We start from the raw sequence: 12,179 nt of genomic DNA on the forward strand, positions 1-12,179 counted from the left end.
GAGCCCGGGCACAGCGTCGCGACAGCACGACACTTCGGAAACCGAAGCATCGCTCGGCAGGGAGTCGAGCGCCGGGCGCGGACCCGGAGCCCGACCAGGGCGCCACCACAGCACGACGCTTCGGAAATCGAAGCGTCGCCCGGGAGGGAGTCGAGCGCCGGGCGCGGTCCCGGAGCCCGGGCACGGCGCCACCACAGCACGACGCTTCGGGAATCGAAGCGTCGTCCGGGAGGGAGTCGAGCGCCGGCCGCGTACCCGGACCCCGGGCACAGCGTCGCGACAGCACGACACTTCGAAAACCGAAGCGTCGCCCGGCGAGGAGTCAGGACCCCCGAGCTCACCCCCGCCAGGTCGTCGACCGACGGACGCGGTCCCACAGGACGTCCACCTCGCCGAACTCGAGCGTCGCCGGCAGCAGCGCCAGCCGCTCGGGCAGGGCGGACGCCGCGGCGGCGAGGATGTCGGGCGGGTCGGGGTCGCCGCCCTCGAGGGTGCCGAGCACCACGAGCACCCCGGTCACGGGGAGCCCGCCGCGGTCAGCGAGCACCGTGCGCACCCCGGCGACGGCCGCGCGCAGCTCGTCGACGTGGCCGGTGAGGTGACCGTCGACGCGCAGGACGCCGGCCCGGACGTCGGCGCGCGCACCCTCGACCGCGTGCGCCACCACCACGCCCGGGGCGCCGATCAGGAGGGTCGCGTCGCCGCCGACCGGCACCGAGGACACCACCCGCCAGCCCGGCTGCGCTGCGACGAACCGCGAGACCTTCGCCCAGCCCCTCGGGTGCACGACGGCGTCGACGGCGTCGGCGAGGGCGCGGTCCACGGGTCGCGTCGACAGGTCCGTCCACCCCAGGCCCAGCACCTCGGCGAGCGCCCGGTGCCAGCGGGTGTGGCGGTCCCGGTCGGGGCCCAGGACGTTCGCCCCGCACAGCGAGCACGTCCGTCCCTCGCCGAAGGTGATCTCGTAGTGGGGCTCGTCGGCGATCAGCGCGCGGGCGGCCTCGTGGTCCACGCCGTGATCGTCCCGCGACCATCAGCGCCGGGCGCAACCCTCTTCCCGCGCGTCGTTACGCTCGGTCCATGGCACGAGGCGTCACACGAATGTCGGGTCTGTTCCTGCACACGCTGCGCGAGGACCCGGCCGACGCCGAGGTGATCAGCCACAAGCTGCTCGTGCGCGCCGGGTACGTCCGCCGCGTCGCTCCGGGCATCTACTCGTGGTTGCCGCTGGGCATGAAGGTGCTGGCCCGGGTCGAGGCCATCATCCGCGAGGAGATGGACGGGATCGGCGGCCAGGAGGTGCACTTCCCGGCGCTGCTGCCCAAGGAGCCCTACGAGGCGACCGGACGCTGGACCGAGTACGGCGACGCGCTCTTCCGCCTCAAGGACCGCAAGAAGGCCGACTACCTCCTCGGCCCCACGCACGAGGAGATGTTCACCCTCATGGTCAAGGGGGAGACGAGCTCCTACCGCGACTTCCCGGTGATCCTCTACCAGGTCCAGACCAAGTACCGCGACGAGGAGCGCCCGCGGGCGGGCATCCTGCGCGGGCGCGAGTTCACGATGAAGGACTCGTACTCGTTCGACCTCTCCGACGAGGCCCTGCAGGCGTCCTACGACGCGCACCGCGAGGCCTACCAGCGGATCTTCGCGCGACTCGGGCTCGAGGTGCAGATCGTCTCGGCGATGTCGGGGGCGATGGGTGGCTCGGCGTCCGAGGAGTTCCTCGCGCCCTGCGCGTCGGGCGAGGACACCTACGTGCGCGCGCCCGCCACGGGCTACGCCGCCAACGTCGAGGCCGTGACGACCCCCGCGCCGCCGGAGCAGTCGACCGAGGACGAGCCCGAGGCGGTCGTGTACGACACCCCGGACACGCCGACGATCGACACGCTGGTCGCGCACGTCAACGGCCTGGGGCTGGGTCGCACCTTCACCGCCGCCGACACCCTCAAGAACGTCATGGTCAAGACGCGCCTGCCCGGGTCGACGGAGTGGACGCTGCTCGGGGTCGGCGTCCCCGGCGACCGCGAGGTGGACATGAAGCGCCTCGAGGCGTCGGTGTCGCCGGCGGAGGTCGCGCTGCTCGAGGACGCGGACTTCGCCGCGAACCCCTTCCTCACCAAGGGCTACATCGGGCCGGTCGGGCTCGCGAAGAACGGCGTGCGCTACGTCGTCGATCCCCGGATCGTCACCGGCACCGCGTGGGTCACGGGTGCCGACGAGCCCGGGCGCCACGTCGTCGACCTCGTCGCCGGCCGCGACTTCACCCCCGACGGCACGATCGAGGCCGCCGAGGTGCGCGAGGGCGACCCCTCGCCCGACGGCGGCGGCCCGCTGGTCGCCGCGCGGGGCATCGAGATGGGCCACATCTTCCAGCTCGGCCGCAAGTACGCCGAGGCGCTCGGGCTGTCCGTCCAGGGCGCGGACGGCAAGCCGACCACGATCACCATGGGCTCCTACGGCGTCGGCGTCACCCGCGCGGTCGCGGCGATCACCGAGCAGCACGCCGACGACAAGGGCCTGGTGTGGCCGGCGGAGGTCGCGCCGTACGCCGTGCACCTCGTCATCGCCGGCAAGGACCCGGCCCAGGCCGAGGCGGCCGACCGGATCGCGACGGAGCTCGCCGACGCGGGCCTCGAGGTGCTGCTCGACGACCGCAAGGCCTCGCCGGGCGTGAAGTTCGCCGACGCCGAGCTGCTCGGGATGCCGACCACCCTGACCGTCGGGCGGGGCCTGGCGAACGGGGTCGTCGAGGTCACCGACCGGGCCTCGGGCGAGCGCCGCGAGGTCCCGGTCGACGAGGTCGTCGGGGAACTGACCCGCTGATCAGGCCGGCGACGGGGCGGCCGCCCGCCGCTCCAGCGCGACGGAGATCGCGAGCACGCCGAGACCGATCAGCGGCAGCACCGCGCCCACCGCGGCCGGGGCGTCGTAGCCCAGGCCCGCCGCGAGCACGAGGCCGCCCAGCGCCGCGCCCACCGCGTTGGCGACGTTGAACGCCGAGTGGAAGCTCGCGGCAGCCAGTGACGGGCCCTCGGCGGCGAAGTCGATGAGCCGGCCCATCAGCGCCGGCCCGGCCGACAGACCCACGAACCCGAGCGCGAAGAGCCCGATCGTCGCGGTGACCGCGTTGTGCGCGGCCATCGTGAAGGCGACCAGCACGGCCGCGTAGGTGACGAGGGCGATCGCGATCGTCGCCCGCGGGGCCTTCTCGGCGAAGCGGCCGCCGGCGATGTTGCCGATCGTCATGCCGACGCCGAGGGCGCCGAGCAGCAGCGGGATGGTCGTCGGCGCGACCCCGGCCTGGTTGGTCAGGATCGGGCTGATGTAGCTGTACACCGCGAACAGGCCGCCGAAGCCGGCGGCGATGACGCCGAGGGTCAGCCAGACCTGGGGCCTGCGCAGCGCGGTGAGCTCGCCGCCCAAGCTGCCGCCGTGGTCCCCGGCCGGGCTGGGCACGAGGGTGACGACGGCGAGCACGGTGATCAGGGCGACGACCGTGACGGCGACGTAGGCGCTGCGCCAGCCGAACATCTCGCCCAACCACGTGGCAGCGGGCACGCCGATGATGTTGGCGATGGTCAGCCCGAGCATCACGGTCGCGAGGGCCCGGGCGCGCTTCTCCGGGGCCACGAGGGCCGACCCGAGGACGGCGGCGGCCCCGAAGTAGGCGCCGTGCGGCAACCCGGAGAGGAAGCGCAGGCCCACGAAGGGCAGGAAGGACGGCGCGATCGCCGACAGCGCGTTGAAGACGACGAGGGCGACGGCCAGCACGACCACCATCTGCTTGCGCGGCCAGCGGGCCCCGATGAGCGTGATCAGCGGGGCGCCGACGACCACGCCGAGCGCGTAGGCGCTGATGGCGATGCCGGCGGTCGGCACCGAGACCCCGAGGTCGGACGCGAAGCCGGGCAGCACGCCCATGCTGGCGAACTCGGTGGTGCCGATCGCGAGCCCGCCCAGGGCCAGCGCGGCCAGGCTCACGCCGGCGGGGACGCGGGAGAGGCGCGTCGGGCGCTCCTCCTGCCGGACGATCGCGGGCGTCTCGGTGGCGGTGGGCGGGGTCACGCGGTCACCTCCCGGGGGATCAGGGGCACGACGTCGTGGAGGGTGGCGACGGCCAGGTCGGCGGGCTCGCCGCGCAGGCCGGCGACGGTCGCGCCGGCGGCACGGCCGGCCTCGACGCCGACGGCGGAGTCCTCGACGACGAGGCACTCGGTGATGTCGACGCCCAGGAAGTCGGCGGCCCGGAGGTAGCCCTCGGGGTCCGGCTTGCCGTGGGTCACCAGGTCGCGGGGGACGAGCACCGGGAACCGGAGTCCGGCGGCGTCGAGCCGAGCCCGGGCGAGCCGCGTGTCGGCGCTGGTCACGACCGCCCAGGGCATGAACGTGGCCTCGAGGCGGTCGATCAGCTCGTGCGCGCCGGGGGCGGCGACGACGTCGGCGAGGTCGACGTACTCGTGCTCGAGGTGGTCGCGGGTGGCTTCGGCGACCCGGGCCTCGTCGAGGTCGGGGCGGACCCGGCGGACCGTGCTCTCCGCGGGGTGACCGGTCATGACGTCGAGCACCGCGTCCGGGTCGGCGTCCCAGCGGCGCGCCCAGGAGCGCCAGGAGCGCTCGACGGCGGCGTCCGAGTCGACCAGGGTGCCGTCCATGTCCAGCAGCACGGCCGCGAAGGTCTCGGCGGTCTCGGCGGTCCCGGGGACCGGCCGGTCGAGCACCGCAGGCTGCAGCGTCACGGAGGTTCCTTCCTGCACGTTGAATATTCTCGCTATCCGAGCATAATCGTCCCCATGACCGCGTCAACGGAGACCGGACGTGAGCCGGGTCGCGCCCGGGTGGACCGGTGGCGCACGAAGGCGGAGGTGCTCGCCGAGGTCCGGCGCTCGCCGGGCCTGACCCGCGTCGAGCTCGCGCGCCGCCTCTCGCTGTCCAGCGCGTCGGTCACCGAGACCGTCGGGCGCCTGCGGGAGGCCGGCTGGATCACCGAGTGCCGCGCACCGGTCCAGGGCCGCGGGCGTCCCACCACCTGTCTCGATGCCTGCCCCGACGGCCCGCGCGTGGTCGCGGTGGACGTGCGCCACGAGGACTGGCGGGTGGGCCTCGCGGGCCTCGACGGCGAGGTCACCGACGTCGTCGGCGCCCGCCACGGCCGCGACCCCTCGGCCGTCGCGGACACCCTGCGGGCCGCCGTCGCCGAGGTCGCCCGGGGACACCGCGTCGTGGCGGTCGGCCTCGCCGCCCCCGCGCCGGTGTCCGACGACGGCCTCGTGCGGGCCACCGAGCTGGCCTGGGACGCCGTCGACCTCGGCTCGGTCACCGCAGCGCTCGGCCCCGACCCGGTGCCGCTGCAGGTCGGCAACGACGCGACGTTCGCCGGCGTGGCCGAGGCCCGCACCGGCGCGGCGGCCGGTGCGGGCACGGCGCTCTACCTCACCGTCGAGGTCGGGCTCGGCGGGGCGCTGCTGCTCGACGGCCGCCCGCACCTGGGGGCGCACGGCGCGGCGGGGGAGTACGGCCACCTCCCCTTCGGCGACCCGGCGCGCCCGTGCCCGTGCGGGGCGACGGGGTGCTGGGGCCCGGAGGTCGACGGCCGGGCGCTCGCCCGCCACCTGGGCGCGCCGGCGCCCGAGGACCCCCGCTCCTACGCCGAGGCGGTGCTCACGCGGGCCGCGAGCGGCGAGGAGGACGCGGTGGCCTCCGTCGGTGCCGTGGCCGCCCACCTGGCCCGGGGCGTGGCCGGCCTGGTGCACGTCCACGACCCCGACGTCGTCGTGCTCGGCGGGCTGGCGCGCGGCCTGCGCGCGTCACCGGCGTTCGACGAGGCCTACGAGCGCGCGCTCATGGCCTTCCGGCGCGCCGACCCGGTGCCCGTGCTCGACGCGGTGCACGGCGACGACGGGGCCCTGCGCGGGGCCGCGGCGCTGGCGCTCGACCACGCCACGAGCCCCGAGGGGCTCGCCGAGATCTGCGGGGATTAACCCGCCAGCAGGCTCAGGCGGACCCTGCGGGTGGGGTTGTCGGTGTTGGTGTCGACGAGGCACACCGACTGCCAGGTGCCCAGGGTCAGCGCGCCGCCGAGCACCGGCACGGACATCGAGGGCGCGACCAGGGCGGGCAGGACGTGGTCGCGGCCGTGGCCGGGCGAGCCGTGGCGGTGCGACCAGCGGTCGTCGGCGGGCAGCAGCTCCCGGAGCTGGGTCAGGAGGTCGCCGTCGCTGCCCGCGCCGGTCTCGATGATCGCCACCCCGGCCGTCGCGTGGGGGACGAAGACGTGCAGCAGACCGTCGGACGACCCGGCCCCCTCGACGAACCTGCGGCACTCCCCGGTGATGTCGCGGACGGTCTCCCGCTCGCCGGTCCGGATCTCGATCTCCTCGCTGTACACCCGGGCGAGGGTAGGGGCCTCCGGGCGCGCGTGCGGAGGGGCCAGAATGCCCGCCGTGCACCCCGATTCCGGACAAGGACGAGTGGCCGTCGCGGTCGTGACCGGCGCGGGCCGCGGGATCGGGGCGGGGATCGCCGCCGCGCTCTCGGCGCGCGGTCACCACCTCGTCGTCACCGACGTGGACGCGGCCGCGGCGCAGGCGACCGCCGAGGCCCTCGACGGCCCGGCGACGGCGATGCCGCTCGACGTCCGCGACGCCTCGGCCCACCGCGCCGTGGCGCTCGCGGCGGCGGGGCTCGGCGACGTCACGGTCTGGGTGAACAACGCCGGCGTGCTGTCGACCGCCCCGGCCTGGGAGGCGACCGACGACGAGGTCACCGCGACCTTCGAGGTCAACACCCTCGGCACGGTGCACGGCTCGCGCGCGGCGGTGGACGTCATGCGCCGCGGCGACATCCTCAACATCGTCTCGCTCTCCGGGCTCGGGCCGACGCCGGGCTTCGCCACCTACGGTGCGAGCAAGGCCGCGGCGCTGAGCTACACCCAGGCCCTCGACATCGAGCTGGCCTCGGCGCGCCGGCCGGTCCGGGTGCGGGCGCTGTGCCCCGACGTCGTCGACACCTCGCTGGTCAGCAAGGTCGCGCACCGGCCGAGCTCGGCGCTGCTGTTCACCGGCACCCGCCTGCTGTCGGTGGACGAGGTCGTCGACGCGGCGATGGGCATGCTCGGAGGGCGACGGGCGTTGCGTACCGTTCCCGGCTGGCGCGCTGCCCTGCAGCGTTCCTCGGCGGCGTTGCCGGGGATGGCGCGCGTCGCTGTCCCGTTCGTGGCTCGACTGGGAGAGCGGCGCCGTCTGTCGCGTTGACGGCCGTTCGTCTCAGTGAGCGACGCGCCGACCTAGGGGTCGTGATCGGAACGTGACCCTCTCGGCTACGTTGAGCACGGTCCATGTCCCCCGAACGTGGAGGATCGGATGCTGGTGCTGGCTCCCGATCCGCGCCTCGGTATCGCTCCGGAGCGGGTCTCGCGTGTGCGCGCCCTGCTCGAGGAGGGCTCACCGGGCGCGCGGGTGCCCGGTCTCGTCGTGGCGCTGCCCGGCGGGGCCGACGGCGTGCTCGACGCCGTGGTGCTGCGTCCCGACGGCGTGCTGGGCCTCGCCCCGCTGACCGCGGGCGAGCGCGAGAACGTCCGCGAGGCCGTCGTGGCCGGCGGCGGGCGCGGGCCGCGCGTCGCCGACCCCACCGCCTCGGCGCCGTCGCTCGACATCGGCTCCGGGCCCTCGGCCCGCCAGGCCGCCGACGAGCTCGACCGCCTCCTGGGCCTGTCCGACCCGCCGTGCGCCGCGCCCCGCCGTGTCCTCGGCACGCTCGGCGAGGACGACGTGGACGCCGGGGCCGGCGCCGCCCGCGCGGCGCTCAAGGCGCCGGTCGGCTCGTTCCGGGTGATCGACGTCGAGGACCTGCGCCGCCTGCTCCTCGCGTTCCGGCTGGGCGACCACGTACCCGACACCGCGCGCCTCGCCGAGGCGGGCTTCCTCGCCCCCGAGACACCGGCCCTGCAGGCGGGCGCCTCGCCCGAGACCACGCCCGTGCCCGTCCCCTCCGACTCGCCCTCGCCGGTCCCCGCGGCGCGGACGCCGCTGCCGGCCACCGGGCGGCTCCCGTCGTCGCCGGCCACGTCCGTCGCCCCCTCCGAGTCGTCGCTCTCCGGATCCTCCGGCCCGCGCCCGGGCGGGGCGATCGGCGGGCTGCTCGCCGCGCCGCGCCGCGCCGGACGCGCGGCGCGGGGGCGCTACGGCGGCGCGCTGCCCGACTGGGTCTGGGGCTGGCGCGGTCTCACCCTCGCCGCCGTCGCGGCCTTCCTGGTCGCGCTCGGCCTCGCGTTCCTCGTGGGCCGCGCGGCCACCGGGGGCGGCGGCGAGCCCGACCCCGCGGCCACGCGCACCGTGGACGGCATCACCTTCACCCGCGAGGTCGCGACCACCGACACGTCCTGCGAGGGCCACGCCTACGGCCAGGCGGCGGCGTTCCTGCGCGAGCGCGGCTGCCTGCACCTCGACCGCTCCCTGTGGTCGGCGAACGCCGAGGGCCGCGACGTCGTCGTGGCGGTGGCGACCGTCCAGATGCCCGACACGACCACGGCGGGCGCGTTCCGCTCGCTGGTCGACAGCAACGGGACGGGCAACATCAGCGACCTCCTGCGCGAGCAGCGCGGCTACCCCGGCGCCCCCGAGCAGCTCACCGGCCAGGGCTACGCCTCGGCCCAGCTGGGCGACCGCGTGGCGGTGGCGGAGGCCGACGGCATCGACCCCGGATTCACCGACGGCGACGCCCTCGACCGCATCTCCCGCGCGGGGCTCGCCCTGCGCTGACCGGGCTCAGGTCTCCGAACCGTCCCCGGGGAACGGGGCGACGAGCGGGGTCCGCCCAGCCAGGTCGCGCCAGGTGACCGACACCGTCGCGGCCGCGGTCACCGCCCCGAGCGCGAGCCGGCGCAGCTCGCCGCCGGTCGCGGCCTCCGTGCGCTCGGCGACGGCCCGCCAGGCCGCCGCGACGTCGTCCTCGGCCACGGCCGCGAGCCCGGCCGCCGACGCGGCGTCGGTGACCGGAGAGGGCGGGCGGTAGGCCGCGGCGGCGGGGGGTGCGGCGATCCCGTCGCGGGCGAGCAGGGCGACCACCGCGTCGCGGCGTTCCCGGTGGGCCAGCGAGGCGGCGGCCAGGCCGGTCGCCGTCGAGGCGGGCAGGAACGCCGACACCAGCCCGTACACCCAGATCGCGGCGTGCTCGGTGCCCAGCGCGGTGAGCAGCATCTCCCGGAGGTCACCGTCGTCGAGAGGTTGTGTCATCCCGCCGTCACCCCAGCACCGTCACGTGGCCCGCGCAGCTGGCCGCGACGGAGGTCAGCAGGCCGCAGCGGGACGGCTCCACGGTCAGGGCGAGGGCCCCGGCGCCGTCGCGGGCGGTCCCCAGCGAGCGCCGCAGCGCGGTCACCGCGGCGGCCGCGCTCGCGGCCGGGCGGGCCGGCGCGGGGGTGGCGCCCGCGGCGGCGTCGACGGTCGCCGTCCGGTCGGGGCGCGCGCGGCGGATCTCGGCGGCGAGGGCGTCGGCGTGGGCCCGGCGGGCGCGGGACAGCGGGGTGAGACGGCCGGCGAGCTCGGGGTACGCGGCGGCGGCCGCGGCGGCCGTGACGGCGTCGTCGCGCGCCGCGGCGAGGGGCTCCTCGAGGGGGTCGGGACCCTCGGGCCGGGCGCACCCCGCGAGGGTCCCGGCCGCAGTCACTCCGGTGAGGAGCCCGGCGAGCGCACCCGCACCCCGGAGCACCGCACGGCGGGGTGTCCCGGTGCGGGCTCGGGCGGGGGTGACGACGGGGACGACCACGACGGGCCAGTCTGCCAGCCGCCCCGCGTCACGGGTCCCGCCGCGCCGCCGCGGCCGGGGGAGGTCCGGAGGGTGAGCGCTAGGCTGAACCACTGCGCGCCCGCTTCCCGGGCGCCGCCCCGTTCCCGCCCGCCCACGCCGCGCACGAGAGTCACCGGCGCCGCGGCGGGCCCCGCCCGTGAGGAGCACCGTTGTCCCCTGGGACGTCCCCCGCGCAGGCCGCCGAGCGCCTGCGCCCGGCCGTCGTCGACGTGGTCGAGGCCGCCGGCTTCGTGCTCGACGACCTGGAGGTGCGCCCGGCCGGGCGCCGCCAGGTCGTGCGCGTCGTGGTGGACACCGCCGAGGTGCCCGGTCCGCACGACCCGCCGGCGCCCGGCCCGGACCTCGACGCCGTCGCCGGCGTCAGCCGCGAGCTGTCCCGCGTGCTGGACGAATCCGAGAAGACGGAGGGCGACAAGACGGAGAGCGGCGGCACGATCGCGGCCCCGGACGGCGAGTACACGCTCGAGGTGACGACGCCGGGCACCGACCGACCGCTCACCCGCCCGCACCACTGGCGGCGGGCCTGGCTGCGCCGGGTGGCGGTGACGCGCACCGGCGGCGGCACGCTCACCGCGCGCGTGGGTCCGGTCGACGGGACCGACGGCGGGGACGAGGGCGAGGGAGCCGCTGCGACGGTGACCCTGGCGGAGGGCACGCCGCGCGGGCCGGTGCTGCACCGGCTCCCGCTGGCCGAGGTCCGGCAGGCCGTCGTGGAGGTCGAGTTCAAGCCGGCACCGTCGTCCGAGGTGGACGCCCTGGTGGCGGCCGCGCTGGAGCAGGGTTCGGGACAGGGTGCGGAGACGCACGGACAGGGAGGACGGCCGTGAAGGTCGACATCGCCGCGCTGCGCGCCATCGAGCGGGACAAGGAGATCCCGTTCGAGACCGTGCTCTCCGCGATCGAGACCGCTCTGCTGACCGCCTACAAGCAGAACGGCGGCGAGCACCCGAAGGCCCGGGTCGAGGTGGACCGCAAGAGCGGCGAGGTCAGCGTGCTCGTCCCGGAGACCGGCGAGGACGGCGAGACGCTCGGCGAGTACGACGACACCCCCGAGGGCTTCGGCCGGATCGCCGCGGCGACCGCGCGCCAGGTGGTGGTCCAGCGGCTGCGCGACGCCGAGCACGAGCGGACGTTCGGCGAGTTCTCCGCCAAGGAGGGCGAGGTCGTCGCCGGCGTCGTCCAGCGGGACGCGCGGGCCAACGCCCGCGGCGTCGTCGTCGTCGAGATCGGCTCCATCGAGGGCGTGCTGCCCGCCGCCGAGCAGGTGCCCGGCGAGCGCTACGAGCACGGCGCGCGCCTGCGGTGCTACGTCGTCGGCGTGGTCCGCGGGGCGCGGGGCGTGCAGGTGACCCTCTCGCGCACGCACCCGAACCTCGTGCGCCGGCTCTTCGCCTTCGAGGTGCCCGAGATCGCCGCCGGCCACGTCGAGATCGTCTCGGTGGCCCGGGAGGCCGGTCACCGCTCCAAGATCGCCGTGCGGTCGACCGTGCCGGGCCTCGGCGCGAAGGGCGCGTGCATCGGCCCGATGGGCGCGCGGGTGCGCGGCGTGATGAGCGAGCTCAACGGCGAGAAGATCGACATCATCGACTGGGCGGAGGACCCGGCCGAGTACGTCGGCAACGCCCTCTCCCCGTCGAAGGTCGTGTCGGTGACGGTGGTCGACCTCAAGGCGCGCACCGCCCGGGTCGTCGTGCCGGACTTCCAGCTCTCCCTCGCCATCGGCAAGGAGGGGCAGAACGCCCGTCTGGCCGCGCGACTCACCGGATGGCGGATCGACATCCGGTCCGACGCGGAGGCGCCCCCGGAGGACCACCCGGAGGACACGGCCCCGGAGGAGACACCCCGCTCGGTGGACGGCCCCGACGCTGCTCCGACCGGTGATCCGCGGGACGCCCTCGGTGTCCCCGGTGGCGGGGTCGAGTCCTCCTCGAGTGGCGCGGTAGAGTGACCGGTGGCCCGAACCCGCGAGCCCAGCCGTGGGGTGGCGCCGGATCGTGATCGTCGGGGTGATGATCTCGGGCCGGTGCGCACCTGTCTCGGATGTCGTCAGCGGGTCTCGGCGTCGGAACTCCTACGAGTGGTGGCCGCGGACGGGATCGTCGATCCCGACCCGCGGCGTCGGAAGCCCGGTCGAGGTGCGTGGGTGCACCCCGAGACGAGCTGCCTGCACCGCGCGGAGCGCCGATCGGCGTTCCCCAGGGCGCTGCGCGTCCCGGGGCCGCTCGACACCGGGGCCCTGCACGCACTGCTCGACCCGGACCCCGGCGCCACTCCCACCGGGTTGCACGACCACCGCGACGACCGTCGCGTGCGGATGAGGAAGCAGGTCGACCCCCATGAGCCAGCCGTGAAGCCCTTCCGATGAAGGCACA

The 12,179-nt window shown here is 76.1% G+C and carries 13 protein-coding genes; 7 read left to right on the plus strand and 6 right to left on the minus strand.

What is annotated here, in order from left to right:
* Window positions 1-337: 337 nt before the first annotated feature.
* Window positions 338-1,012 carry a hypothetical protein gene (locus tag PH191_RS04780; protein WP_274193452.1) on the minus strand — a complete coding sequence of 225 codons (675 nt, stop codon included), beginning with the start codon at window positions 1,010-1,012 and terminating at the stop codon, window positions 338-340.
* A gap of 89 nt (window positions 1,013-1,101) precedes the next feature.
* Between PH191_RS04780 and PH191_RS04785 the strand changes: the two genes are divergently transcribed.
* Window positions 1,102-2,826: a proline--tRNA ligase gene (locus PH191_RS04785; RefSeq protein WP_274193453.1), complete on the plus strand. Its 1,725-nt coding sequence runs from the start codon at window positions 1,102-1,104 to the stop codon at window positions 2,824-2,826.
* Here the strand turns inward: PH191_RS04785 and PH191_RS04790 are convergent, their stop codons facing one another.
* Together PH191_RS04790 and PH191_RS04795 are read right to left on the minus strand one after the other, a co-directional pair.
* A complete protein-coding gene (locus tag PH191_RS04790; protein ID WP_274193454.1) occupies window positions 2,827-4,068 on the minus strand; it encodes an MFS transporter in 1,242 nt (413 codons plus the stop codon).
* On the minus strand, window positions 4,065-4,739 hold the full coding sequence (locus PH191_RS04795) for an HAD-IA family hydrolase (RefSeq protein ID WP_274193455.1): 675 nt from the start codon (window positions 4,737-4,739) through the stop codon (window positions 4,065-4,067). Before PH191_RS04795 ends, PH191_RS04790 begins: the two co-directional genes overlap by 4 nt.
* 54 nt (window positions 4,740-4,793) lie before the next feature.
* Here PH191_RS04795 and PH191_RS04800 point away from each other — a divergent pair, with 54 nt between their 5' ends.
* Window positions 4,794-5,981, plus strand: coding sequence for an ROK family transcriptional regulator (locus PH191_RS04800; RefSeq protein WP_274193456.1), 1,188 nt, complete (start codon window positions 4,794-4,796; stop codon window positions 5,979-5,981).
* Here the strand turns inward: PH191_RS04800 and PH191_RS04805 are convergent.
* A complete protein-coding gene (locus tag PH191_RS04805; protein WP_274193457.1) occupies window positions 5,978-6,388 on the minus strand; it encodes a secondary thiamine-phosphate synthase enzyme YjbQ in 411 nt (136 codons plus the stop codon). The genes PH191_RS04800 and PH191_RS04805 overlap by 4 nt on opposite strands.
* 82 nt (window positions 6,389-6,470) lie before the next feature.
* Here PH191_RS04805 and PH191_RS04810 point away from each other — a divergent pair, with 82 nt between their 5' ends.
* Both PH191_RS04810 and PH191_RS04815 read left to right on the plus strand, forming a co-directional pair.
* On the plus strand, window positions 6,471-7,253 hold the full coding sequence (locus tag PH191_RS04810; RefSeq protein ID WP_274193458.1) for an SDR family NAD(P)-dependent oxidoreductase: 783 nt from the start codon (window positions 6,471-6,473) through the stop codon (window positions 7,251-7,253).
* Between the two features lie 108 nt (window positions 7,254-7,361).
* On the plus strand, window positions 7,362-8,759 hold the full coding sequence (locus tag PH191_RS04815) for a hypothetical protein (RefSeq protein WP_274193459.1): 1,398 nt from the start codon (window positions 7,362-7,364) through the stop codon (window positions 8,757-8,759).
* 6 nt (window positions 8,760-8,765) lie between these two features.
* Here PH191_RS04815 and PH191_RS04820 read toward each other — a convergent pair whose 3' ends face one another.
* Together PH191_RS04820 and PH191_RS04825 are read right to left on the minus strand one after the other, a co-directional pair.
* Window positions 8,766-9,233: a DUF4439 domain-containing protein gene (locus PH191_RS04820; protein ID WP_274193460.1), complete on the minus strand. Its 468-nt coding sequence runs from the start codon at window positions 9,231-9,233 to the stop codon at window positions 8,766-8,768.
* 7 nt (window positions 9,234-9,240) lie between these two features.
* Window positions 9,241-9,765, minus strand: coding sequence for a hypothetical protein (locus tag PH191_RS04825; protein ID WP_274193461.1), 525 nt, complete (start codon window positions 9,763-9,765; stop codon window positions 9,241-9,243).
* 191 nt (window positions 9,766-9,956) lie between these two features.
* On the opposite strand from PH191_RS04825, the gene PH191_RS04830 reads away from it, so the two are divergent.
* From PH191_RS04830 to PH191_RS04840, 3 genes are all read left to right on the plus strand, one after another.
* Window positions 9,957-10,634: a ribosome maturation factor RimP gene (locus tag PH191_RS04830; RefSeq protein WP_274193462.1), complete on the plus strand. Its 678-nt coding sequence runs from the start codon at window positions 9,957-9,959 to the stop codon at window positions 10,632-10,634.
* A complete protein-coding gene (nusA, locus tag PH191_RS04835) occupies window positions 10,631-11,755 on the plus strand; it encodes a transcription termination factor NusA (protein WP_274193463.1) in 1,125 nt (374 codons plus the stop codon). Before PH191_RS04830 ends, nusA begins: the two co-directional genes overlap by 4 nt.
* A gap of 132 nt (window positions 11,756-11,887) precedes the next feature.
* Window positions 11,888-12,172: a YlxR family protein gene (locus PH191_RS04840; protein WP_420791747.1), complete on the plus strand. Its 285-nt coding sequence runs from the start codon at window positions 11,888-11,890 to the stop codon at window positions 12,170-12,172.
* Window positions 12,173-12,179: the final 7 nt, after the last annotated feature.

The sequence above is a fragment of the Actinomycetospora callitridis genome (assembly GCF_028737265.1).
Lineage (GTDB): Bacteria > Actinomycetota > Actinomycetes > Mycobacteriales > Pseudonocardiaceae > Actinomycetospora > Actinomycetospora callitridis.

Excerpts from the sequence above, each read along its gene's own strand:
- PH191_RS04785 (WP_274193453.1), top strand. The coding sequence starts at position 1,102 with ATGTCGGGTCTGTTCCTGCACACGCTGCGCGAGGACCCGGCCGACGCC.
- PH191_RS04820 (WP_274193460.1), bottom strand. The coding sequence starts at position 9,233 with ATGACACAACCTCTCGACGACGGTGACCTCCGGGAGATGCTGCTCACC.
- PH191_RS04815 (WP_274193459.1), top strand. The coding sequence starts at position 7,362 with ATGCTGGTGCTGGCTCCCGATCCGCGCCTCGGTATCGCTCCGGAGCGG.
- PH191_RS04800 (WP_274193456.1), top strand. The coding sequence starts at position 4,794 with ATGACCGCGTCAACGGAGACCGGACGTGAGCCGGGTCGCGCCCGGGTG.